Origin of the sequence: Phycicoccus jejuensis, from assembly GCF_044797865.1 — a bacterium.
Lineage (GTDB): Bacteria > Actinomycetota > Actinomycetes > Actinomycetales > Dermatophilaceae > Phycicoccus > Phycicoccus jejuensis.
This window is the reverse complement of the sequence record NZ_CP085209.1, coordinates 1,922,686-1,945,576: the sequence shown is the minus strand read 5'-3', so window position 1 is coordinate 1,945,576 and position 22,891 is coordinate 1,922,686. Positions and strand designations below refer to the sequence as shown.

The window sequence follows — 22,891 nt, the reverse complement described above, 5'->3', positions numbered from 1 at the left end:
GTGGCGACGAAGAAGGACCTCGTCGAGGCGCAGTCGTTCAGCCGTCGCCGGCTGACCACCGCGTTCGTCAGCGGTGCCCCGGGCGGTCGCGAGGTCGAGCCCGACCGCCCGCTGCGGGCCGTCGTGGGTGGCCTCGCGCTCACCGTCGTGCTCGTCCTCGGCAGCATGGCGTTCGGGTACCTGCGCTCGTCGCTCCCGGACGACTGGGGCAACGACCGGCTGGTCATCGCCGAGGACAGCGGCGCGCGGTACGTGTCCATCGACGAGGTGCTGCACCCGGTCGTCAACACCGTCAGCGCCCGCCTGCTCATCCCGAGCAACCAGTTCAAGGTGCTCGCCGTGCCGGACGAGGAGCTCGCCGACAAGGAGCGCGGCGCGACCCTCGGCATCCTCGGTGCCCCCGACTCCCTCGCACCGGCCGACCGCCTCGTCAACACCGGCTGGCTCTCGTGCCTCGGTGCGGGGCAGCAGGTCTCGTCCGCCATCGGTCCGAAGCGCCGGGCCGAGCCCGCCGACGGCGCCGCCGTGCTCGTCCGCACCGACGAAGCGGTGTTCGTCGTCGCGGACGGGATGCGCTACCCGGTGCGCGGTCGCGACCTGTCGGCCGTCTCGGTCGCCCTGCGGCTCGACGGGCGCCCGCCGGTCGCCGCCCCGGCCGCGTGGCTCAACCTCTTCCCCGAGGGGCCGGCGCTCGGCCCGCTCACCGTCGACGACCTCGGCAAGCCGCTCCCCGGTCTCCCGCCCGGTGCCTCGGTCGGGTCCGTGCTCGAGCTGCAGGACGACGGTCGTCACTACCTCGTCACCCCCGACGGCACCCTCGAGCCGCTGCCCGACGTCGCGCTCGCGATGTACCGCCTCGGCTCGGGGGCGTCCGCCGACGTCCTGCCCGTCGAGGGCGCGCAGATCGCCCGCCTCCAGGTCGTGCCGCAGCGCACCGCCCCGACGGCCTGGCCCGAGAAGCTGCCGACGGCCCTGGAGACCACGCCGTGCGCGACGCTCACGGCCGCGGCGAACACGGCCCCCGTCGTCGCGCTGACGACGGTCACCAGCGACCCGCCGGCGTCCGACCGCGGCCGCACCGTCGTCGACACCGGGTCCGGCGCGCTCGTCCGGGCGGTGTCGGGGCAGGTGCTCGGCAAGGGTCCCGTGCTGGCCGTGGACCAGACCGCCACGGCCTACTCGGTCGTCGGCGCCGACACCGAGGTGCTCGCCCGCCTGGGCTACACGCCCGGAGACGTCGTCCCGGTCCCCGCGGCCTGGACCGAGCTGTTCCGCTCGGGCCCGGCCCTCGGCGAGGACGCCGCCCGCACGGTCGTCTCGGGCACGTCGTGACCTCGCGGCGCCGCGCGGCCCGCATCGCCGCGCCGCTCCTGCTCGCGAGCACCGCCGTGCTCCCCTCGGCCGCACCGGCGCTCGCCTCCGCCGGGTCCGCCCCGGCAGTGGCCGCGGTCCTGCCCTCCGCGGCCGAGCAGTGCGAGGAGGGACGGACCCAGTGGGTCACCGACACCCCGACGGCGCTCGTCCGGCTCGGCTCCCGCACCGCGTGGACGATGGCCACCGGGCGGGGCGTCACCGTCGCCGTCGTCGACAGCGGGGTCGCCCGCAACCAGCACTTCACCGGCTCCTCCGTGCTCGACGGGCGAAGCCTCGTCGGGGGGTCGGCCCGCACCGACACCCGCCTGCACGGCACCGCGGTCGCCGGCATCATCGCCGCCCGGTCCGTCGGCTCGAAGTCCGGCGTCGAGGGCCTCGCCCCCGCCGCCCGCATCCTCCCGATCAAGGTCGTGTCCGACGAGCGCACCTCGCAGGAGGGGCCGGACACCGACGCCGGCACCCTCGCGGAGGGCATCCGGGCCGCGGTCGACGGCGGCGCGAAGGTCGTCAACGTCTCGCTGAGCACGGCCGGTGACGACTCCCGCCTGCGGTCGGCGGTCGAGCACGCGCAGAGCAAGGGGGCCCTCGTCGTCGCGGCCGCCGGGACGAGCACCGAGCAGGACCCCGTGCGCGGCCCCCGCTACCCCGCCGCCTACCCCGGCGTGCTCGGGGTCGGCGCCAGCGACGCCAACGACCGGCCGGCCAAGGGGTCGGTCACGGGGTCGCACGTCGACGTCGCGGCCCCCGGCACCGACGTGCTGACGACCTTCGGCGCGTGGGGCGACTGCTACCTGTCCTCCGACGAGGGGTCGACGAGCTACGCCACCGCGTACGTCAGCGCGGCGGCCGCCCTCCTCGCACAACGCTTCCCGTCCGAGGGGCCACAGCTGTGGGCCCACCGCCTCGAGGTCACCGCCGCCCGCGACCGGCGCGACGCGCGCGACGACGCCGTCGGCTGGGGCGTCATCCAGCCGGTCGAGGCGCTGACGGCGGTCCTCGACGCCGGGATGGCCGGGCCGCCGCTGCCCGGCACGACCGCCCCGCCGCGCGCGGAGGCCGCCACGACCCGCCTCGAGGTGCGCCCGGTCGCGGACCCGCGCGCCGGTGAGCGGCGGCAGGTGCTCTGGGTGGCCGTCGCGGCCGGCAGCGCCCTCACGGGGCTGGCGCTCGTGCGCCTCGCACGCCGACGCCGCACCGGCTGAACCCGGGTGAGGGCACCCTCCGGGGTCTGGGAGGATGTCGGCCATGACCGAGCACTCCTCCCCCACCGCCGCCTCCGCCATCCCGGACCGGCCGTCCCTCGACGGCCTGGAGGAGAAGTGGGGCGCGGTATGGCAGGAGCGGGGCACCTACGCCTTCGACCGCGAGGCCGCCCTCGCCGGTGACCGCTCGCAGGTGTTCTCCATCGACACCCCGCCGCCGACCGCCAGCGGCTCGCTGCACATGGGGCACGTGTTCAGCTACACACACACCGACTGCATGGCGCGCTACAAGCGGATGCGCGGGTTCAACGTCTTCTACCCGATCGGCTGGGACGACAACGGCCTTCCCACCGAGAAGCGCGTGCAGAACTACTACGGCGTGCGCGGCGACGCGTCGCTGCACCACGACCCGGACTTCGAGCCGCCCTTCCGCGGCAACGCCAAGAGCACGAAGGCCGCCGACGAGATGCCCATCTCGCGCCAGAACTTCATCGAGCTGTGCGACGAGCTGACCGTCAAGGACGAGGAGGCGTTCGAGTCCCTCTTCCGCCGGATCGGCCACAGCTACGACTGGTCCATCGGCTACCGGACGATCGACGACCACTCGCGTGCCACCTCGCAGCAGGCGTTCCTCCGTAACGTCCGTCGCGGCGAGGCCTACCAGTCCGAGGCCCCCGGCCTCTGGGACGTCACGTTCCAGACCGCCGTCGCGCAGGCCGAGCTCGAGGCCCGCGACTACCCCGGCGCCTACCACCGCGTGGCGTTCCACGGCGCCGACGGCCCGGTGCACATCGAGACCACGCGCCCCGAGCTCATCCCCAGCTGCGTGGCCCTCATCGCCCACCCGGACGACGAGCGCTACCGACCGCTGTTCGGCACGACCGTGCGCACGCCGCTCTTCGGTGTCGAGGTGCCGGTCGTGGCGCACCCCGCCGCCGAGATGGACAAGGGCGCGGGCATCGCGATGTGCTGCACGTTCGGCGACCTGACCGACGTGCTCTGGTGGCGTGAGCTCCGCCTGCCGACCCGCTCGCTGGTGACGCGCAGCGGCCGCATGCAGTCCGAGACCCCCGAGTGGCTCGTCGGCTCGGCGGGCGAGGCCCTCTACGCCGAGCAGGTCGCGGGCAAGACCGCGTTCTCGGCGCGCGAGGCCATCGTCGGCGCGCTGCGCGAGTCCGGCGACCTCGACGGCGAGCCGAAGCCGACGCAGCGCAAGGCCAACTTCTACGAGCGCGGCGAGAAGCCGCTCGAGATCGTCACGACCCGCCAGTGGTACATCCGCAACGGCGGGCGCGAGGCCGACCTCAACGCGGCCCTGGTGGCCCGCGGCGAGGAGGTCGACTTCCACCCCGGCTTCATGCGCAACCGCTACTCCAACTGGGTCCAGGGACTCAACGGCGACTGGCTCGTCTCGCGCCAGCGCTTCTTCGGCGTGCCGATCCCCGTCTGGTACCCGGTCGATGCCGACGGCGAGCCGGACCACGACCACCCGATCCTCCCCGATGAGTCCGAGCTGCCCGTCGACCCCGCGGCGAACCCGCCGGCCGGCTACACCGAGGACCAGCGCGGCGTGCCCGGCGGCTTCGTCGGCGACCCCGACATCCTCGACACCTGGGCCACCTCCTCGCTGAGCCCGCAGATCGCCGCCGGCTGGCGCGGCCGTGACGGCGTCGACCCGGACCCGTTGTTCGAGAAGGTCTTCCCGATGGACGTGCGCCCCCAGGGCCACGACATCATCCGCACCTGGCTGTTCTCGACGGTCGTGCGCGCGCACTTCGAGCACGGCAGCGTGCCGTGGACGAACGCCGCCATCTCGGGCTGGATCCTCGACCCGGACCGCAAGAAGATGAGCAAGTCCAAGGGCAACGTCGTGACGCCGGAGGACCTCCTCAAGGAGCACTCGGCCGATGCCGTCCGCTACTGGGCGGCCAGCGGTCGCCTCGGCGCCGACGCCGCCTACGACGTCGGGCAGATCAAGGTCGGCCGGCGGCTGGCCATCAAGGTCCTCAACGCGAGCAAGTTCGCCCTCTCCTTCGGCGACGTCGAGGGCGACCTCGCCGCGCAGGTCACCGACCCGCTCGACCTGTCGGTGCTCGCCGCGCTGCGCGAGGTCGTCGAGAAGGCGACCGCCGGCTTCGAGGGCTGGGACCACACCCGCGCCCTCGAGGTGACCGAGTCGTTCTTCTGGACCTTCTGCGACGACTACCTCGAGCTCGTCAAGGACCGCGCCTACGGCTCGCGCGGCGACGCCGAGGCCGCCTCCGCCCGCGCCACGCTGCGCCTCGTCCTCGACGTCGTCCTGCGCCTGCTGGCGCCGGTCCTCCCGTACGTCACCGAGGAGGTCTGGAGCTGGTTCCACGAGGGCACGGTGCACCGCGCGCCGTGGCCGACCGCCGACGAGGTGCCGGCCGGTGGCGACCCCGCTGCGCTGCCCGCCGTCGGGGCCGCCCTCGCGGTCGTCCGCAAGGCGAAGTCCGAGGCCAAGGTCGGGATGCGGGCCGAGGTGCCCACCGCGACGATCGTCGCCCCGGCCGCGCTGCTCGAGCACCTGCGCGCCGGCGAGGCGGACCTGCGGGCCGCCGGCCGGCTCACCGGGTCGCTCGAGTGGGCCGAGGGCGAGGAGGTCGCGACGCGCGACCTCGAGCTCGTCCCGGTCCCCAAGCCGACCGTCTGAGGTCCCCTCGCTCGCCGGGTGCGCCCTCACCCGTCGAGTGAACAGGACACGCCGTCTGCGGAGCCCCGCACGCGGCGTGTTCTGTTCACTCGACGGGGTTCAGGCGGGCGGGCGGGGGCGCCAGCGCAGGCGGACCCGCTCCGGCGCCCAGGACGAGGCAGAGGGGGGCGACACCGAGCGCGAGGGGCATCGGCACCGCCGCCGCCAGCAGCCGCCCCAGCCAGAAGCCGACGGCGGACCCGAGCAGCGCGTGCCGCACGAGGTGCCGGCGGTCCGTGCGGACCGCGTCGGCGGTGCCGGCCGGCGAGAGGACGACGACACGGCCGAGCTCCTCGACGAGCGCGGCGGCTCGACCCGGGGCGAGGTCGGGCGGCAGCGGCACGAGCGCAGCCTAGACCGCGCGCCCGGGCACTCTCACCCGTCGAGTGAACAGGACACGCCGTCTGCGGAGCCCCGCACGCGGCGTGTCCTGTTCACTCGACGGGGTTCAGGCGGGCATCGGGCCGAGGGACGGGGCGCCCTGGCGTGCCTCGACGCGGCGCAGACCCGCCGGCCGCACCGCCACCCAGGGGACGTCCCAGCCGGACAGGCGCATCCGGTGCTGCACGACCTCGTCCCGGCGCAGGTGGCCCACGCGGCCGGTCCCGGGGTCGTAGACGTCGAGCATCCGGTCGCCGTCGCCGGGCAGGACGAGGACGACGTGGCGCGGCAGCACCGCGTTGCCGATGTACAGCAGCGCCGGCTCGCCGTCGGCGACGACCTGTTGGAGGGTCTCGAAGCGCTCGACCAGCCCGTACTCGTCGGCGCCGCGCAGCAGGTCGAGCGTGTAACGGGTCCCGAGACGGGCCGCCCCGAACTCCAGCTCGCGCAGCGCCCCCCACGGCGGCGTACCGAGCGCCCGCGGCCACGGCAGGTTCGGGCGCCGACCGCCCGAGAGCACCCCGTTCGTGCGCCGCATGACGACCCGCTCGTACGCGGCGAAGCGCTCGGCCTGGGTGGCCCCCGCCGGTGAGCCGGGCGGGTGCGGGTCGCCCGTCCGGACCCACGACGCGAAGACCGGGTCGACGAGCATCCGCGCGACGGTCAGGCACGCCGACCCGCAGGTCACCGGCGACTGCTGCACCGGGCCGGTGTCGCCGGCCCGCAGCCGGAAGGTCGTCGCCACGGGCACATCGTCCCCTCCCGGTCCCCCTCTCGCCAAGCCGCGTGTGGTTGGGTGTGTCGCGTGGGGGAGGCACGACGCAGTGACCGCGCCCGGCGGAGCCGGGTCGCCCTGGGGGCGACCGCGGCCGCCGCGGCGCTGCTGGCCGTCTGGGCGGCCTCGGTCCCCGGCATCCCGCGGGTCATCAGCGGCCCGCACCTCGGCCCCGTGACACAGTACGGCGCCGACGACGACGTCTTCCGCCCCTCCTCGGAGGTCGACGCCCGGGCCTTCCGCTCCGCCTCGGTCAACGGCGACTCCCTCGCGGCGCTCGTCGGGTGGACCGCGGTGGGCCTCGTCGGGCTCGCGCTCCTCGTCGTCCTCGTCCTCGTCCTGCGGGCGCTGCTCCGCTCGCTCCAGGGGCCGCGCGCCGTCGAGGCCGACGACACGGCCGGGCCGGACCTGGCCCGGCTGGGCACGGCGCTCTCCGAGGACGCGGAGGAGCGGCTGGTCGTCCTCGGGCGGGGCACGCCGGCGGAGGGCATCATCGCGGCGTGGGACCGGCTCGAGGACACGCTACGGGCCGCCGGGCTCACCCTCAGCGCCTCGCGCACCTCGACGGAGACCGCCGTGGGCGTGCTGCGCCGCTTCGAGGTCGACGAGGAGACCCTGCAGTCGCTGGCGGCCCTCTACCGTGAGGCAGCCTGGTCGCACCACGAGCTGACCGAGGACCACCGGGCCACGGCGGAGGCCGCCCTGACCCGCCTCGCCGCCGACCTGCGCGCCGCCGTCGAACGGCAGGAGGCCGGATCCCGTGCGTGACCTGCACCTGACCCGAGGCCGGGTCGTCGGCCTCGGCGTGGCCGGCGTCGCGCTGGTCGCGCTCGTCCTCGTCCGCGGCGTCGTCGTGCTCGCGGCGGCCGCGGCGGTCGTCCTCGTCGTCTCGCTCATCGGGCTGCTCGTGCCCCTGCAGCGCGACGACGGCGTCGACTGGGACTGGCTCCCCCGCCGGGCCGACGAGGTCCCGCCCGAGCCCGGGATCGGTGCCCTCCGCCGGCTGCTGGCCCCGAACCGGACGGACACGAGCGCCCCGGCCGAGCTCCAGGAGCTCGTGCGCTCGTTGACCGCCGAGCGGCTCGGCGCAGCCGCGGGCCGCCCCGTGACCCCGCCCGACGGAGCCCTCGCCCGCTACCTCGCGGCGCCACCGCGCCGCCTGACCCCCCAGGACGCCGAGGCGGTCATCGCCGACCTCGAGTCGCTGCGCCCGACGCAGACCGTGACCCCGACGAAGGAGACCGCATGACCGACCTCGCCACGACCCACCGACGCGCCGTCGCCGTCCTCGACGAGGTCGACACCGTCGTCGTCGGCAAGCGGGCGGCCACCGAGGTGGTCGTCGCGGCGGTCCTCGCGGGCGGGCACGTCCTCCTCGAGGACTACCCCGGGCTCGGCAAGACGCTCGCGGCGCGCACCCTCGCGCAGGCGCTCGGCCTCGACTTCACCCGGGCGCAGTTCACCCCCGACCTGCTGCCCTCCGACCTCACCGGCAGCTTCGTCTACGACCAGGGCGAGCGGCGCTTCGAGTTCCGTCAGGGCCCGGTCTTCACCGGCCTGCTGCTCGCCGACGAGATCAACCGGACGCCCCCGAAGACGCAGGCCGCGCTGCTCGAGGCGATGCAGGAGGGGCAGGTCACCGTCGAGGGCCAGACCTTCCGGCTGCCGCGGCCGTTCCACGTGCTCGCGACCGCCAACCCCGTCGAGTACGAGGGCACCTACCCGCTGCCCGAGGCGCAGCTGGACCGCTTCCTCGTCCGCGTGGCCTTCGGCTACCCCGACGCCGACGAGGAGTGGCAGGTCCTCGGCCGTCGCCTCGAGCGACGCCGCGAGGAGCAGGAGGCGCGCCGCGTCGTCGACGCCGCCGAGCTGCTCGAGCTGCAGGCCTCGCTCGAGGACGTCACCGTCTCGCCCGAGGTCGGGCGGTACTGCGTCGCCCTCGCCCGGGCCACCCGTGAGCACGAGCACGTGCTGATGGGCTCCTCCCCCCGTGGCTCGCTCGGCCTCATGCTCGTGGCGCGCGGCCTGGCCGTCGTCCGCGGCCGTGACTACGTCGCCCCCGATGACGTCAAGGCCGTCGCCCCCGCCGTCCTCGAGCACCGCGTCGTCGTCCGGCCCGAGCTGTGGATGGGCGAGGTCACCTCGGCCACCGTCGTCGCGGACGTCCTGCGCACCGTCCGCACCCCGCGCACGACGGCCCGCACGGCGTGACCGGCGGGTGGCGCCCCACCCGAGCGCTCGGTCGGGCCCTGCTCGTCGGGCTGCTCGTGCTCGTCGTGGGCGTCGCGTTCGGGCGCGGTGACCTCGTCGTCGTCGGCGTGCCGCTCCTCGGGGCGGCCGCGTGGTCGCTCGTCACGCGCCCCCGCCGGGCGCCCCGGGTGCAGTCGTCGGTCGACCCGCTCGTGGTGCGCGAGGGCGAGTCGTTCGTGTGGCGGCTGGACCTCGCGCCCGTCCCCGGGCTGCGCGACGTCGTCGCCCACCTGCCCGCCGACCGCTGGGGGCGCTCGACGCCTCGGCACGGTCACGTGGCCGCGGCGACCGAGGGCCTGCAGCCGCACGAGCTGGTGCCGCTCGGGGTCGAGGTCGAGGCGCTGCGGTGGGGCTCGCGCCGGGTCGGACCCGCCCAGGTCGCCGGCTTGGGCGACCTCGGCGGACTCGTGTGGCTCTCGCCCGAGCAGCTGCGCGGGGCCGTGACCGTCGTGCCGCGCCCGGGCCGGTTCTCCTCGCGCGCCGGCCTGCCGCACCCGTCCGGCCTCGTCGGGCAGCACCGCTCGAACCGGCAGGGCTCCGGCACCGAGCTCGCCGACCTGCGCCCGTTCCGCACCGGCGACCGGCTGCGCCGCATCAGCTGGCCGGTGTCGCTGCGGACCGGCACCCTCCACGTCACGACGACCCACGCCGACCAGGACGCCGAGGTCCGCCTCCTCGTCGACGCGCTGCGCGACGTCGGCGTGCCCGACACCGACACCGGTCGCCGCTCGAGCCTCGACGTCGCGGTCGACGCCGCCGGTGCGCTCGCCGCCCACTACCTCTCGACCGGCGACCGGGTGGGCGTGTCGGTCCTCGGGGGCGGCGGGGTCGTCGACGTCCCGGCGGTCGGCGGGCACCACCAGCTGACCCGCATCCTCCTCGGCCTCGGCCGGGCCGAGCCCTCCGGCGGCTCGGTCGGTGAGGAGCGCGCCCTGCGGGCCCAGCTGCGCCGGTCGGTGCCACCCGGCGCCGTCGTCGTCATCCTCTCGGCGCTCGTGTCGGCCGAGCCGCTCGCTCACGCCGTCCGCCTGGCCCGCAGCGGGCACGTCGTCCTCGTCGTCGACACCCTGCCGGGGCACCTGGCGACCCCCGACGCCGACCCCGCCGCGCTCGTCGCCGCCACGGGCATCGAGGACCCGCGGCTGGCGTCCCTCACGTGGCGGCTGCGGCTGCTGGAGCGTGAGCGGGAGGCCCACCGCTGCGCGCGGGCCGGGGTGCCGGTCGTCCCCTGGGCGCCGACGGCGCCCTCGACACGGTGCTGCGCGGCATCGGACGTCGGCCCCGCACGGCAGGAGCAGCCCGATGACCCCCGCGCGCCGCTGGCGGTCGCTCGCCGCCCTCCTCGTCGTCGTCGCCGGCGTCCTGCTCCTCGGGCTCGCCGCGCTCTCGACCCCGGTCACGGCTGCCGTCCTCGCGCTCCCGCTCGCCGGTCTCACGGGGTGGGGGCTGCGCCGGCCGGGTCGCTGGGGGGCGACGCTGCTGCTCGTCGGCCAGGTGGTCGTCGTCGGGACGAGCGGCGTGACACCGACGGACGTCGGCGGCTGGGCCGCTGCGGTGCTCGTCGCGACGCTCGTGCTGGCGACACACCTGTGCCTCGCCCTGCTCGCCGCCTTCCCGCCCGGCGCCGGGCTGCCCCGGGCGACCCTGCGCCGCTGGGCGACCCAGGGCGGGCTGCTCGCGACCGCGGGAGCGGGCGCGGCGATCGTCGGGCTCCTCGGCACCCGGACCCCGTCGGCCTGGGGCACCGCCGTCGTGACCCTCGCCCTCGCCGGGCTGGCCGCCACCGCGGTCCTCGCCTGGCGGGCGGCCCGCACCGGCTGACCCGGCCGGCCGCACCGCCCGAGCCCCCGAACGCCCGCGAGCCCGGACCGACCGGTCCGGGCTCGCGACGTGGCGGGGGTGCGCCGTCAGGCGGAGCGCTTGCGCGGCGTGCGCTTGCGGCCGCCCTCGTCGTCGTGGCGCACGATCGTCGGGTTGACGTTGCGCAGGACGACGTCGCGGGTGACGACGACCTTGGCGATCTCGTCGTCGCTCGGCACGTCGAACATCACCGGGAGGAGGACCTCCTCCATGATCGCCCGCAGGCCGCGGGCGCCGGTGCCGCGGGCGAGCGCCTGCTCGGCGACGGCCTCGATCGCGTCGTCGCTGAACTCGAGGACGACGCCGTCGATGTCGAACATCTTCTGGTACTGCTTGACGAGCGCGTTGCGGGGCTCGGTGAGGATGCGCACGAGCGCCTCGACGTCGAGCGGCGCGACCGTCGTGATGACCGGGAGGCGACCGATGAACTCGGGGATGAGCCCGAACTTCATGAGGTCCTCGGGCATCACCTCGTGGATGCTCTCGATGAGGTCCTTCGGCGTGTGGAGCTCGGAGCCGAAGCCGAGGCCCTTCTTGCCGTTGCGCGACTCGATGAGCTTCTCGAGCCCGGCGAACGCCCCGCCCACGATGAACAGCACGTTCGTCGTGTCGATCTGGATGAACTCCTGGTGCGGGTGCTTGCGGCCGCCCTGCGGGGGCACCGACGCGGTCGTGCCCTCGAGGATCTTCAGCAGCGCCTGCTGCACGCCCTCGCCGGAGACGTCCCGGGTGATGCTCGGGTTCTCGGACTTGCGGGCGATCTTGTCGACCTCGTCGATGTAGATGATGCCCGTCTCGGCCTTCTTGACGTCGTAGTCGGCGGCCTGGATGAGCTTGAGGAGGATGTTCTCGACGTCCTCGCCGACGTAGCCGGCCTCGGTCAGGGCCGTCGCGTCGGCGATGGCGAACGGGACGTTGAGCATCTTCGCGAGCGTCTGCGCGAGGTAGGTCTTGCCACAGCCCGTCGGGCCGATGAGCAGGATGTTCGACTTCGCGATGTCGACGTGGTCGGCGTCCTTCTTGGAGCCGGCCTCCCCCGCCTGGATGCGCTTGTAGTGGTTGTAGACGGCGACGGCGAGCGCGCGCTTGGCGACGTCCTGGCCGACGACGTAGTTCTCGAGGAAGTCGAAGATCTCGCGCGGCTTGGGCAGCTCGTCGAGGCCGAGGTCGCCGGTCTCGGCGAGCTCCTCCTCGATGATCTCGTTGCACAGGTCGATGCACTCGTCGCAAATGTAGACGCCGGGGCCGGCGATCAGCTTCTTGACCTGCTTCTGCGACTTGCCGCAGAAGGAGCACTTCAGCAGGTCGCTGGTCTCTCCCACTCGTGCCACGGAACGTCCTCCACCTCGGCTCGACAACGCCCCCGACGCTACCCGCCGACGGTTTCCGCCGCACCCATTGAAGCCCCCGCGGGCCCGGCGCGTCGCGTGGGTTCGCTGTCAGCGCAACGCGAGGTCGGTCCCGGTGGCCCCGGGTCCCTCGTGGTCGGCCCCCGGAGCCGCCACCCGCACGAGCAGCGCGGCCACGCGCAGCTGCTCGCGTGACGGCCGTCGCACACGTGCCGCGGAGGTCAGCGACACGTGTCCCACGACGCCCCGGGGCGAGGTGGCGACGACGGACGTGATGCGGTCGGTCGGCAGCCCCTCGCGCTCCGGCTCCCGCACCCGGCCGTCGACACGGGGCAGGCGGAGGCGGCCTGGGCCCGCCGGCCTCGGATCGCGACCTCGCTCACCGCGAGCCCGACGAGGACGAGCGCCACGACGAGCTCGACGTCGGCCGGCGAGGCGATGGTCGGGCTGAGGAAGGGGCGCGTGAAGAACACGTCGTAGCCGAGCGCCGCGCTGAGGGCGGCGACGACCCCGGAGAGCCGGTCGCCGGCCGCCGCGACCGCGACGACCGCGAGGACGAGCACGAGGGCGACGACGGTGGGCGTCAGCGCGTCCCGGGCGAGGCCGAGCAGCGCGGCGAGCAGGACCGGGCCGAAGGCGGAGGCGGCGTGCAGGAGGGTCAGGTCACGACGGGCGGACATGCCCCCAGCGCAGCACCCCTGCGCCTCGTGGGGAGGTCGCCGACGCCGTGTTGACGGGGTCCTGACGCCATCCTGACGCCGGGTCAGCGCCCCCCGACGGCGGACACCCGCGGCGCGACGTCCGAGACCTTCGGCGCCTCGACGGCCGGGCCCTTGACGACGGGCGCGGCGACGGCGGAGCCCGTGGACCCGAGGACGAACGGCACCCCGGCGATCGTGTCGGGGAGCTGGGGGAAGCCCTCGAAGGTGCCCGACACGTCCATCACCGCCTCCACCGAGCCGGAGGCGTTGTGCAGCCGGAACCCGTTGCCGGTGTCGAGCCCGGGCCACGCGGAGTTGGCCCGGGTGGCCCCGCGCATGAGGTTGAGGTTGCTCGCCGTCGGGCGGGCACCGGCGTCCCAGGCCGTGAGGTAGGTGTTCGTCGAGGGGGCGACGCCGGTGAGGTTGCCCACGAGGCTGTAGGTGTCGCGGCCCGCCACGGAGGTCGGCACCTGCACGCGCTGGACCTTGCCCGCCCCGAGGCTCGCCACGCCGAGGTCGCGGCGGGTGTCGACCACGCGGGTCGGCGCCAGGGAGCGGTAGCGCAGGCCGTAGTCAGCGTCCTGCGGCGTGGCGAAGAAGCCGACGACGTCGATGACGACGTGGGTGCTCGCGGAGCCGGTGTTGGCGACCCACACGGTCGGCACGCGCAGCGAGGTGGACGTCGCGGCGACCCGGGGCACCACGGCCATGTTCGCGGCGGTCAGGCCCTTCGTGTAGTTGAGGGTCGAGGTCGAGGGCGGCGCGTTGCGCGGCTCGATGTCGGTGGCGCTGAGGTAGGAGGTCCCCGTCGTGCCGGTCGCCGTCACGTTGAGCACGAGCGCCTCGACGCGGCCGTTCATCGCGGCGCCGTAGTCGGCCCGCACGGCGAAGTACTCGTTCGGGCCCAGCCGTTCCTTCCACACCGTGCGCGAGTCGAACAGGCGGGTCGGCTCGTGGGGGTAGAAGTCGGTGGTGCGGCCCAGGCTCGTGAACGGGCCGGACGAGTAGATGCCGACGAGGTCGGCGACGAGGTGCGCCGACCCCGCGTTGTTGAAGAACGAGACCGAGCCGTTGCTGCCGATCGGGACGGTCACGAGGTTCGCGCCGGTCCAGCCGGCCGGGAAGTTGATGTTCGAGGCGGTCGGTCGGGTCGACCCGGCCGGGTAGGCCGTGACGTGGCCGGCGCGGGTGGTCCCGGTGACGGTGAGGTTGAGGACGGCGGCCGCGGTGCCGCTCGCCGGGACGACGCCCCGGCCGGCGACCTTGAGCGTGACCGTGCCGCCGGGCCCGACCGCCCCCTTGCGCACCCCGAGGCCCTTGCGGGTGTCCATGACCCGCCCCGTCATCGGGGTGTACTGCCCGCGCTGCGACATCGAGACGCCCTCGTCGCGCAGGGACGTCAGGCCGGTCGCCCCGTCGGCCGTGCCGAGGAGGAGTCTGTGGCTCCCGCTGGTGTAGCGGGGCGCCGTGGGGGCGGGTCGCAGCCGGATGGTGCAGGTCTGGAGGTTCGTGAGCGTCCGGCCGGTGCACCCGTCCCCACCGTGGAGGACGACGTACTGGGGCTCCTGGCCCGCCTCCGCGGCCACCGCGACGCTCGTGACGACCGGCGCCTGCGTCCCGCGCGCCCGGACGACGAGGGAGGTCGCCGGCGGGATCTCGCCCATCGTCACCCGCCCGAAGTCCAGCGCCTCGGGGACGTCGAGGCCCCCGTAGGCCACGTCGGAGGCGACCCGGACCTGGCCGGAGGTCGCGGTGCCGCAGCGTCCCTCCCAGTCGACGGCCAGGCTCGTGGGGGCGCCGGTGTCGTCGAAGGCCAGCTGGCGGACGAACACCGTGCCCTCGACGTGGCAGCTCGAGCGCGACCCCTCGCCGACGAGCAGCGAGAGCGGACCCGACGCCGAGACCTCGTGCGTCCCTTCCGTGGGCAGCGCCGCGGCCGCACCCGGCGAGAAGAACCAGGCGTAGCTGTCGTTGCTGCCGTCGGGGTGAGTCCCCGTGACGATGACGGCCGAGCGGTCGCCCCGCCAGGTGATCGTGCTGTTCGAGGCGTCGTCCACCCAGGCGTTGCTGTCGGTGCCGCCGGAGACGACGATCGCGCTGCCGGTCACCTCCTTGGCGGCGGCGCCGGGGACCGCCCCGACGACGCCTGCCCCGACCATCGCCACGACGACCGCGACGACCCACCCACGACGACGACGAGCCACCACGGCCCCCCTCCTGCTCGGCAACTGCGCGAAGCCTAGGGCCGCGGGCCGGTGCACGCCGCACGTTCTGCGACAACTCGCAGACGGGACCCGGGCGGACGGGCCGAGGCCCCCACGGCCGGGGGCACGACGACGCCGCCCGGTCCTCGCGGAGCCGGGCGGCGTCGGTGGTGCGGGGTGCGGCGGACCTCAGACGGTCGAGGCCTTGCGCGAGGCGAGCACCTCGTCGATGAGGCCGTACTCCTTCGCGCCCTCGGCCGAGAGGATCTTGTCGCGGTCGATGTCCTTGCGGACGAGGTCGAGCTCGCGGCCGGAGTGCTTGGCGATCGTCTCCTCGAGCCACCCGCGCATCCGGATGATCTCGTTCGCGTGGATCTCGAGGTCGGAGGCCATGCCGCCCGTCCCCTCGATCGCCGGCTGGTGGATGAGGACCCGGGCGTTCGGCAGGGCGAAGCGCTTGCCGGGGGCGCCGGCGCCGAGCAGCACGGCCGCGGCCGACGCGGCCTGCCCGATGACGAACGTCTGCACGTCCGGGCGGATGTACTGCATCGTGTCGTAGATGGCCGTCATCGCCGTGAACGAGCCACCGGGGCTGTTGATGTACATGAGGATGTCGCGGTCGGGGTCCTGGGACTCCAGCACGATCAGCTGCGCGATGACGTCGTCGGCGGACGCGTCGTCGACCTGCACCCCGAGGAAGATGATGCGGTCCTCGAAGAGCTTGGTGTACGGGTCGAGGCGCTTCATCCCGTAGGAGGTGCGCTCCTCGAACTGCGGCAGGATGTAGCGGCTGCTCGGGCCGGGCACGTGGAGGCGGCCGGTCAGGTCTGCGTTCATGTCTCTCTCTCGCGTCGTCTCGGCCGGGGTCAGTCGCCGGTCACCGGGTTGTCGGCACGGCGTCCCGCCATGTCGGCCTTGGTGATGACGTGGTCGACGAAGCCGTACTCCTTGGCCTCGGCCGCGGTGAACCAGCGGTCGCGGTCGGAGTCGGTCTCGATCTGCTCGACGGTCTGCCCGGTGTGCTCGGCGATCAGCTCGGCCATCTGCTTCTTGATGTGCAGCAGCTGCTCGGCCTGGATCTTGATATCGGACGCCGTGCCCCCGATGCCGCCCGAGGGCTGGTGCATCATGACGCGCGCGTGCGGGGTGGCGTAGCGCTTGCCCGGGGTGCCGGCCGACAGGAGGAACTGCCCCATCGAGGCGGCCATGCCCATCGCGACGGTGGCGACGTCGTTCGAGACCCACTGCATGGTGTCGAAGATCGCCATGCCCGCGGTGACCGAGCCGCCGGGGCTGTTGATGTAGAGCCAGATGTCCTTCTCGGGGTCCTCGGCCGCGAGGAGCAGCATCTGCGCGCAGATCGCGTTCGCGTTGTCGTCGCGCACGTCGGACCCGAGGAAGATGATCCGCTCCTTGAGGAGTCGGTTGTAGATGGAGTCGTCGAGGCCGGCCTTCTGGCCCTCGCCCGCGGCGACGATCTCGGTGCTGGTCACGCTGGGATGCTCCTCGCTCGTGGTGGGTCGTTCCTGTCAGTGACCCTAACGCCCGGCCACCCCGCCGCACTCCACTGCCGGTCCCGTGTTCGCCGTGAGCACAACGCGCGAGGGCGGGCCCGCGCACGAGGGTGCGCGGGCCCGCCCCGGGTTCCCCCGGGCCGGGTCAGCCGACCGGGCTGCCCGCGGCGGGGTCGTGGGGCCGCTCCCCCACCGGCCAACCGTCCGGCTCGCGGACGGCGGTGACGACGGAGAGGGCGAGGATGGCCAGCGCGCCGACGACGAGCAGGGCGTGGAGCACGCCGACCCGGTCGCCGAGGAAGCCCAGGAGCGGCGGGCCGGCGATGAAGGCGACGTAGCCGATCGTCGCGACGACCGACATCCGGGCGGCGGCGCGCCGGGGGTCGTCGGCCGAGGCGCTCATCCCGACGGGGAAGCCGAGCGCGGCCCCGACGCCCCAGACGGCGGCGCCGACGAACGCGAGCCAGTCGGTCCCGAAGATGACGAGCGCGGCGCCGACGACGGCCAGGCCGAAGCTGACCCGCAGGACCGGGACGCGCCCGTGCGTGTCGAGCAGGCGCGTGCCGAGCAGCCGCCCGACCGTCATGAACGTGAGGAACGTGGCGAACGCGAGGACGCCGGCCCACGTCGGGAGCTCGTGGCCCTCGACGAACGCGACCGCCAGCCAGTCGTTCGCGGTGCCCTCGGTGAAGGCGGCGGCGAGGACGACGACGCCGATGAGCAGGGTGCGCGGCTCGAGCCAGGCCGAGCGCTCGCGCGCGCCACCCGCGACGGCCTCGCCCGGCTCCTCGAGCTCGAGGCCCTGCGGCAGGAAGCGCGGCAGCGCCCACGCGGCGCCGACGACGGTGACGACGACGGCCCCGGCGAAGTGCAGGCTGAGCGGCACGCCGGCGGCCGACATCCCGGCCCCGACGAGGGCCGAGAGCACCGTCCCGCCGGAGAACGCGGCGTGGAAGTGCGGCATGACCGAGGTGCCGAGCTCGCGCTCGACGGCGGCGCCCTCGAGGTTCATCGACACGTCCCAGAGGCCGACGCCGAGGCCGACGAGGAAGAGCCCGACCATGACGAACCCGCGCGAGGCGCCGGCGTCGACGACGGCCCCGGTGCCGATCAGCCCGACGAGCGAGACGGCCATCCCGATCATCACGGTGCGGCCGGCGCCGAGCCGGTTGCTGACCCGGCCGGCGAGCGGCAGCCCGGTGACCGACCCGACGCTCGCGGCGAGCAGCGTCGCGCCGAGCTCGCCGGCGCTGAGGCCGAGCGCGACCTTGGTGTCGGCGATGCGGGCCGCCCACGAGGCGAAGACGAGCCCGGCGAGCGCGAACACGACGAACACGGCCGTGCGGGCGCTCGTGACGCGGGTTCGGGACAGGGGCGGGGCGGTCATGGCGGAGGTCACGGGTCGCTCTCGGGTCGTGGTGGTCGTGGGTGTCCGTGACGCGGTCGTGACCCGCGTCGAATCGATTCGATCGAATCGATTCGATATTGTCGGCCGCATGAGCCAGCCACGTCAAGCCGGGGACCGCCGCCCCACCCTGCGCGACGTCGCCGAGCTGGCCGGGGTCTCGACCTCCACCGCCTCCCTCGTGTTCAGCGGCAAGGGGCCGGTCTCGCCGGGCACCGCCGACCGGGTGCGCGCGGCGGCCGAGGAGCTGGGCTTCGCCGGCCCCGACCCCCTCGCCTCCTCCCTGCGGCAGGGCCGCGTCGGCACCGTGGCGGTCGTCGTCGAGGCCCCGCTGCGCGACGCGTTCCGCGACCCCTTCGCGCTCGCCGTCCTCGACGGCCTCGCCGAGGAGCTCGAGGCCGCCGGCCGCTCGATGCTGCTCGTCGCCCAGCCGGCCGACGACCCAGTCCGGGCCGTCGGGCAGCTCGCGACCCAGGCCGTCGACGCGGCCGTCTTCCCCCTCTGCGGCCTGCGTGACAACCCCGTCGTCGCCCACCTCGGCGCCCGCGGCATCCCGCTCGTCGGCGCCGGCTCGCCCGGCGACCCCGGCGTCGCGCACGTCCGGGTCGACGAGGCCGGCGCGATCGGCCTGACGACCCGGCACGTCCTCGGGCTCGGGCACACCCGGGTCGCGTCGGTCGCGATGGCGCTGCACCCCGCGGCCACGACCCGCGCCGTGACGGCCGCCGACCTCGACGGCGCGCTCTACCCGGACGCCGGCGGCCGCCTGCGCGGCTTCTGGGACCTCGTGGGCCCGGACGCCCCCGTCGTCCAGGCCGCCGCCCTCACCGTCGGTGCCGGCGAGGCGGCGGGCCGCCTCCTCCTCGACCGCTCAGCGGCGGAGCGCCCGACCGCCGTCGTCGTCCAGGCCGACCTGCTCGCGGCCGGCGTCGTCCGCGCGGCCCAGGCCCTCGGGCTCGACGTCCCGGGCGACGTGTCCGTCACCGGCTTCGACGGGGTCGACCTGCCGTGGCTCGACCAGACGCTGACCACCGTCGTCCAGCCCGGGGCCGAGAAGGGCCGCGCCCTCGGCCGGCTCGTGCGCGCGGCCCTCGACGGCGAGCCGGTCGCCGACGTCGACTTCGAGGTCACGCTGCGGGTCGGTACGACGACCGCTCCCCCGCCCGCCGCCTGACGCCGTCGCGCCGGACCCCCGACGCCCCCCCCCGGGACGACGCACGGCGCCGCACCCCGGTCGGGGTGCGGCGCCGTGTGGTCGCTGCTACGGGAGGCGTCAGGCCTTCGCCGACTCCTGCTCCGCCTGCTCGTCAGCGGGGGCCTCGTCGGCCACGGCCTCGGTCTCGTCGGCCGCCTCGTCACCCTCGGCGTCCGGCACGAGCTCGTCGAGGTCGACCGCGTTGCCGCTGGCGTCGATGACGGTCGCGTCGTCGAGGACGGCCGCGAGCGCCTTGCGGCGGGCGACCTCCTGGACCATCGCGGGGACCTGGCCCTGCTGGTCGAGCGCCTGGGCGAACTGGTTCGGGTCCATCCCGTACTGCTGCGCGCTCATCACGAGGTACTCGATGAGCTCGGGCTGCTCGACGCGGACCTCGAGCTTCTCGGCGATGGCGTCGAGGAGGAACTGGGCCTTGAGCGCCTTGCGGGTCGACTCGTCGACCTCCGCGCGGTGCTCGTCGTCGTCCATCCGGTTCTCGCCCTCGAGGTGGGCGTCGACCTCGGCCTTGACGATGCCCTCGGGGACGGGGACCTCGACGGTCTCGAGGAGGTGCTCGAGGACCTTGTCGCGGGCCTGGATGCCCTGCTCGTACTTCTTGGCCTGCTCGGCCTGGGTGACGACGTCGGCGCGCAGCTCGTCCATCGTGTCGAACTGGGAGGCGAGCTGGGCGAACTCGTCGTCGAGCTCGGGGAGCTCACGGACCTTGACGGACTGGACGGTGACGGTGCACTCGGCGTCCTCGCCCTCGTGGTCGCCGCCGGCCAGCGGAGCGGTGAAGGTCTTGGTCTCGCCCGCGGTCATGCCGGCGAGCGCCTCGTCCATCCCTGGGAGCATGTTGCCGCTGCCGACCTCGTAGGAGATGCCGGTGACGGAGTCGATCTCCTCGCCGCCGATCTCGGCGCGCAGGTCGATGGAGACGTGGTCGCCGTCCTCGACGGCGCGGTCGACGCCGACGAGGGTGCCGAAGCGCTCGCGCAGCGAGGTCATCCGCTCCTCGACGTCCTCGTCGGAGACGGCGACGTCGTCGACGCTCACGGCGATGCCGGTGAGCTCCGGGAGCTCGATGGTCGGGCGCACGTCGGTCTCGACCGTGAAGGTGAGCTCCTGGCCGTCCTCGAGCGGCACGGCGGTGACGTCGACCTCGGGCTGGCCGATGGCGCGGACGTCCTCGGCCTCGGCGGCCTCGGCGAAGAAGCGCGGGAGGGCCTCGTTGACGGCCTCCTGCACGACGGCGCCACGGCCGACGCGCTGGTCGATGATCCGGGCCGGGACCTTGCCCTTGCGGAAGCCGGGGACCTGGATCTGGCCACCGATGGTCCGGTACGCGTCGTCGAGCAGCGGCTTCAGCTCGTCGAACGGGACCTCAACGGTCAGCTTGACCCGGGTCGGGCTCAGGGTCTCGACGGCACTCTTCACTTCGGGCACTCCACCTGGGGTGTCGGGGTTGACGGTCACGGGTCGCGGGGCCGGTCACACCGGCCGCACCCGGGCCGCGCATGGCGCCGGTGCCCGGGACGACACCAAAGGCCCATGCTAGCGGCCCGTCGCGGCGCGGCCGAATCGCCCTCACGCCATCCCGGGCGCCCGGGACCTACCGCCGGACGTCGGGGGCGGGCTGCTCGGCGGGGCGTACTTCCGAAGCGCCACAACAACCGGGCGCGACCACATCGACGGCGTCGTCATGCTCGACGAGTCGATGCCCGGCGGCACGGCGGGCAAGGACGCCCTCGGCGACACCCCGACCCACGAGGTCAGGCGCTGGCTGATGCTCGAGCACACGTTCACCCGCGGGCAGGCCGAGCGGATGAGGGACGCGTGGGTCGCGTTCCGTGCAGGCGGCAACGGCGGCAAGTGACGCGATGACGGCACCGCGCCGGTGCACACTGGCGCGGTGCTGTCACTGCGGATCTCCGTCCCCGGGTCGCTGACCGACGACGTCCTCACGCTGCTGGAGTCCGACGACTACGTCACCGGCCTCGCCGTGCACCCCGGCGCCTCGCGCATCCCCCCGGGCGACGTCGTCACCGCCGACATCGCCCGGGAGGGCGCCAACCCGGTCATCGACGGGCTGCGCGCGCTCGGGGTGCACGAGGAGGGGACGATTCGCGTCGAGACGGTCGACACGTGGCTCTCGCGCTCGGGCCTGGAGGCCGAGCGGCTCGCGCCCGGGGCCAGCGCCGACGCCGTCGTGTGGACCGAGGTCGGCCACCGGGCCTACTCGGAGGCCGAGCTCAACTGGACCTACCTGTCGTTCATGGGTCTCGCGACGCTCATCGCCGGCGTCGCCATCGTCCTCGACTCCCCGATCCTCGTCATCGGCGCGATGGTGCTCGGGCCGGAGTTCGGCCCGGTGGCGGCCATCGGCCTGGCGATCGTCCGCCGCAAGGCCGGGCTGCTCGGCATCGCGACGCGCACCCTCGTGCTCGGCTTCCTCGCCGGCATGGTCGCGACGGCCCTGTCCGGCCTGCTGGGCCGGGCGCTCGGCTGGGTGACGTACGAGGACATCGTCGGCGACCGCCCCGCGACGGCCTTCATCTACACCCCGGACCGCTGGAGCTTCGTCGTCGCGGTCATCGCGGCCGCAGCGGGTGTCCTGTCGCTGACCTCCGCGCGCACCGGCGGGCTGTCGGGCGTCTTCATCTCGGTGACGACGGTGCCGGCGGCGGCCAACGTCTCGCTCGGTGCGGCGTTCGGCGCCTGGCACGAGGTGACCGGGTCGCTCGCGCAGCTCGGGCTCAACCTCGCGGGGATGGCGGTCGCCGGCGCCCTGACGCTCGCGCTGCAGCAGGCGGTGTGGTCGCGGGTGCCGGTCCGGCGTCGGACGCTGGTCCGCGGGCGTGGGGTGCTCGGACACCCCGACTACTGAGGGCCCGGGAGGCCGTGGAGCGGGCGACGGGAATCGAACCCGCGTAGTCAGTTTGGAAGACTGGGGCTCTACCATTGAGCTACGCCCGCGCACCTCGTCGGCGTGCACCGCGAGGGCACCGCTAGCCTAGGGCGGCTCGCGCGGGATCCGGAAATCGACGAGGACGCCCGCGCGTCACGGGGTATGGCGCAGCTTGGTAGCGCGTCCGCTTTGGGAGCGGAAGGCCGCCGGTTCGAATCCGGCTACCCCGACGCCGAACGGCCCGATGCGCTCCGCGCGTCGGGCCGTTCGGCGTCGGGGTAGCCTGATGGCCGGAGCCGGAACCGGTCCCGCGACGGAGGAGCGGGAGCGGCGACGGCGGGTCCGGCGACCCCGACCCAGCTCTCCCAGGGCTCAGGGACGCAGGGTGCAGCGGAACTCGTGGACCGACCGCCCGGCCCGCCGGCCCTTGGCCTCGAAGCCGTCCTCGGGGCGCCAGTCGGGCCGCTCCCCCTCGACGACGTCGTAGCCGCCGTGCGCGGCGAGCTGCTCGCGGCAGTGCTCGGCGTACGAGGCGATGTCCGTCGCGACGAGCAGGTGACCGCCCGGGCGCAGCCGCGAGGCGACGAGCGTCAGGGTGTGCTGCTGGACGAAGCGCCGCTTCGCGTGGCGGGACTTCGGCCACGGGTCCGGGAAGAACAGGTGCACCGCGTCGAGCGTGCCGGGGGCGATGCGGTCGGTGAGCAGCGGCAGCACGTCACCGGGGTGCACCCAGAGGTTGCGCAGGCCGGCCTCCTCGGCGGAGGCGAGCATCCGGGCGACACCGGGGACGTGGACGTCGACCGCGACGAGGTCGGCCTCGGGGTGGGCGCGGCAGAACGCGACCGCGGCCGCGCCGTGGCCGGAGCCGATCTCGAGGACGACGGGGCCGGTCCGGCCGAACGCGGCGGGCGGGTCGAGCGGGCCGTCGGGCAGCGCCCGGGCGGGCAGCAGGGTTGCCATCCGCTCGTCGGTCAGCGGGCTGTTGCGCCAGCGCGGGGTGAAGGTGCGCACGCCCTCGCGGGGCTCGTGGTCGAGGACCGGGCCGGGTGCCACGGGTCGG

At 74.7% G+C, this 22,891-nt stretch carries 20 protein-coding genes, 2 tRNA genes and 1 pseudogene; 12 read left to right on the top strand and 11 right to left on the bottom strand.

Annotated elements, in window-relative coordinates; all coding sequences use genetic code 11:
- Genes eccB through valS form a run of 3 tightly spaced genes read left to right on the top strand, consistent with a single transcriptional unit; the run spans window position 1 to window position 5,250 of the window.
- Window positions 1–1,332 carry a type VII secretion protein EccB gene (gene eccB / locus LG324_RS09150; protein ID WP_404353018.1) on the top strand — a complete coding sequence of 444 codons (1,332 nt, stop codon included), beginning with the start codon at window positions 1–3 and terminating at the stop codon, window positions 1,330–1,332.
- Window positions 1,329–2,576 (top strand): S8 family serine peptidase, encoded by a 1,248-nt coding sequence (locus LG324_RS09145; RefSeq protein WP_404353017.1) that lies wholly within the window; start codon window positions 1,329–1,331, stop codon window positions 2,574–2,576. Before eccB ends, LG324_RS09145 begins: the two co-directional genes overlap by 4 nt.
- A gap of 43 nt (window positions 2,577–2,619) precedes the next feature.
- Window positions 2,620–5,250, top strand: coding sequence for a valine--tRNA ligase (valS, locus tag LG324_RS09140; protein ID WP_404353016.1), 2,631 nt, complete (start codon window positions 2,620–2,622; stop codon window positions 5,248–5,250).
- A gap of 85 nt (window positions 5,251–5,335) precedes the next feature.
- Here the strand turns inward: valS and LG324_RS09135 are convergent, their stop codons facing one another.
- On the bottom strand, window positions 5,336–5,632 hold the full coding sequence (locus LG324_RS09135; protein ID WP_404353015.1) for a hypothetical protein: 297 nt from the start codon (window positions 5,630–5,632) through the stop codon (window positions 5,336–5,338).
- Between the two features lie 105 nt (window positions 5,633–5,737).
- Window positions 5,738–6,415, bottom strand: a complete 678-nt coding sequence (locus LG324_RS09130; protein ID WP_404353014.1) for a hypothetical protein — start codon at window positions 6,413–6,415, stop codon at window positions 5,738–5,740.
- Window positions 6,416–6,475: 60 nt separating this feature from the next.
- Between LG324_RS09130 and LG324_RS09125 the strand changes: the two genes are divergently transcribed.
- The 5 genes and pseudogenes from LG324_RS09125 (at window position 6,476) to LG324_RS09105 (ending at window position 10,516) form a co-directional block, all read left to right on the top strand.
- A complete protein-coding gene (locus LG324_RS09125) occupies window positions 6,476–7,213 on the top strand; it encodes a DUF4129 domain-containing protein (protein ID WP_404353013.1) in 738 nt (245 codons plus the stop codon).
- A complete protein-coding gene (locus LG324_RS09120; RefSeq protein WP_030527417.1) occupies window positions 7,206–7,694 on the top strand; it encodes a hypothetical protein in 489 nt (162 codons plus the stop codon). The genes LG324_RS09125 and LG324_RS09120 overlap by 8 nt, the downstream gene beginning before the upstream one ends.
- Entirely contained in the window at window positions 7,691–8,656 is a 966-nt protein-coding gene (locus LG324_RS09115; RefSeq protein WP_030527418.1) for a MoxR family ATPase, read from the top strand. Before LG324_RS09120 ends, LG324_RS09115 begins: the two co-directional genes overlap by 4 nt.
- Window positions 8,569–9,441: pseudogene (locus tag LG324_RS09110) on the top strand (DUF58 domain-containing protein); the annotation flags it as partial. The gene LG324_RS09115 and the pseudogene LG324_RS09110, both read left to right, overlap by 88 nt.
- Before the next feature lie 556 nt (window positions 9,442–9,997).
- Window positions 9,998–10,516, top strand: coding sequence for a hypothetical protein (locus LG324_RS09105; protein WP_404353012.1), 519 nt, complete (start codon window positions 9,998–10,000; stop codon window positions 10,514–10,516).
- Window positions 10,517–10,602: 86 nt separating this feature from the next.
- Here the strand turns inward: LG324_RS09105 and clpX are convergent, their stop codons facing one another.
- The 6 genes from clpX to LG324_RS09075 form a co-directional block, all read right to left on the bottom strand.
- Window positions 10,603–11,886 carry an ATP-dependent Clp protease ATP-binding subunit ClpX gene (gene clpX, locus LG324_RS09100; protein ID WP_030527421.1) on the bottom strand — a complete coding sequence of 428 codons (1,284 nt, stop codon included), beginning with the start codon at window positions 11,884–11,886 and terminating at the stop codon, window positions 10,603–10,605.
- Window positions 11,887–12,125: 239 nt separating this feature from the next.
- On the bottom strand, window positions 12,126–12,584 hold the full coding sequence (locus LG324_RS09095; protein ID WP_404353011.1) for a DUF4118 domain-containing protein: 459 nt from the start codon (window positions 12,582–12,584) through the stop codon (window positions 12,126–12,128).
- 83 nt (window positions 12,585–12,667) lie between these two features.
- On the bottom strand, window positions 12,668–14,812 hold the full coding sequence (locus LG324_RS09090; RefSeq protein ID WP_404353010.1) for a hypothetical protein: 2,145 nt from the start codon (window positions 14,810–14,812) through the stop codon (window positions 12,668–12,670).
- Between the two features lie 186 nt (window positions 14,813–14,998).
- Window positions 14,999–15,646, bottom strand: a complete 648-nt coding sequence (locus LG324_RS09085) for an ATP-dependent Clp protease proteolytic subunit (protein ID WP_030527423.1) — start codon at window positions 15,644–15,646, stop codon at window positions 14,999–15,001.
- Window positions 15,647–15,675: 29 nt separating this feature from the next.
- Window positions 15,676–16,302 (bottom strand): ATP-dependent Clp protease proteolytic subunit, encoded by a 627-nt coding sequence (locus LG324_RS09080; RefSeq protein WP_036829374.1) that lies wholly within the window; start codon window positions 16,300–16,302, stop codon window positions 15,676–15,678.
- 166 nt (window positions 16,303–16,468) lie between these two features.
- Window positions 16,469–17,710, bottom strand: a complete 1,242-nt coding sequence (locus LG324_RS09075; RefSeq protein WP_404353009.1) for an MFS transporter — start codon at window positions 17,708–17,710, stop codon at window positions 16,469–16,471.
- A 109-nt stretch (window positions 17,711–17,819) separates the two neighbouring features.
- Between LG324_RS09075 and LG324_RS09070 the strand changes: the two genes are divergently transcribed.
- Window positions 17,820–18,902 (top strand): LacI family DNA-binding transcriptional regulator, encoded by a 1,083-nt coding sequence (locus tag LG324_RS09070; RefSeq protein WP_404353008.1) that lies wholly within the window; start codon window positions 17,820–17,822, stop codon window positions 18,900–18,902.
- 99 nt (window positions 18,903–19,001) lie between these two features.
- On the opposite strand, the gene tig is transcribed toward LG324_RS09070, so the two are convergent.
- Complete coding sequence (gene tig, locus LG324_RS09065; protein WP_404353007.1) at window positions 19,002–20,360, bottom strand: trigger factor; 1,359 nt, start codon at window positions 20,358–20,360, stop codon at window positions 19,002–19,004.
- Between the two features lie 265 nt (window positions 20,361–20,625).
- On the opposite strand from tig, the gene LG324_RS09060 reads away from it, so the two are divergent.
- Together LG324_RS09060 and LG324_RS09055 are read left to right on the top strand one after the other, a co-directional pair.
- Window positions 20,626–20,799 carry a hypothetical protein gene (locus tag LG324_RS09060; RefSeq protein WP_404353006.1) on the top strand — a complete coding sequence of 58 codons (174 nt, stop codon included), beginning with the start codon at window positions 20,626–20,628 and terminating at the stop codon, window positions 20,797–20,799.
- Window positions 20,800–20,835: 36 nt separating this feature from the next.
- Entirely contained in the window at window positions 20,836–21,810 is a 975-nt protein-coding gene (locus LG324_RS09055; protein WP_404353005.1) for a DUF389 domain-containing protein, read from the top strand.
- A 15-nt stretch (window positions 21,811–21,825) separates the two neighbouring features.
- Here the strand turns inward: LG324_RS09055 and LG324_RS09050 are convergent.
- Window positions 21,826–21,899, bottom strand: a tRNA-Gly gene (locus tag LG324_RS09050).
- 88 nt (window positions 21,900–21,987) lie between these two features.
- Between LG324_RS09050 and LG324_RS09045 the strand changes: the two genes are divergently transcribed.
- Window positions 21,988–22,061 (top strand) — tRNA-Pro (locus tag LG324_RS09045).
- Between the two features lie 142 nt (window positions 22,062–22,203).
- Here the strand turns inward: LG324_RS09045 and trmB are convergent.
- Complete coding sequence (trmB, locus tag LG324_RS09040; RefSeq protein WP_404353004.1) at window positions 22,204–22,884, bottom strand: tRNA (guanosine(46)-N7)-methyltransferase TrmB; 681 nt, start codon at window positions 22,882–22,884, stop codon at window positions 22,204–22,206.
- Between the last annotated feature and the right edge of the window lie 7 nt (window positions 22,885–22,891).

Excerpts from the sequence above, each read along its gene's own strand:
- valS (WP_404353016.1), top strand. The coding sequence starts at position 2,620 with ATGACCGAGCACTCCTCCCCCACCGCCGCCTCCGCCATCCCGGACCGG.
- LG324_RS09115 (WP_030527418.1), top strand. The coding sequence starts at position 7,691 with ATGACCGACCTCGCCACGACCCACCGACGCGCCGTCGCCGTCCTCGAC.
- LG324_RS09105 (WP_404353012.1), top strand. The coding sequence starts at position 9,998 with ATGACCCCCGCGCGCCGCTGGCGGTCGCTCGCCGCCCTCCTCGTCGTC.
- LG324_RS09095 (WP_404353011.1), bottom strand. The coding sequence starts at position 12,584 with ATGTCCGCCCGTCGTGACCTGACCCTCCTGCACGCCGCCTCCGCCTTC.
- LG324_RS09085 (WP_030527423.1), bottom strand. The coding sequence starts at position 15,646 with ATGAACGCAGACCTGACCGGCCGCCTCCACGTGCCCGGCCCGAGCAGC.
- LG324_RS09075 (WP_404353009.1), bottom strand. The coding sequence starts at position 17,710 with ATGACCGCCCCGCCCCTGTCCCGAACCCGCGTCACGAGCGCCCGCACG.
- LG324_RS09070 (WP_404353008.1), top strand. The coding sequence starts at position 17,820 with ATGAGCCAGCCACGTCAAGCCGGGGACCGCCGCCCCACCCTGCGCGAC.
- LG324_RS09060 (WP_404353006.1), top strand. The coding sequence starts at position 20,626 with ATGCTCGACGAGTCGATGCCCGGCGGCACGGCGGGCAAGGACGCCCTC.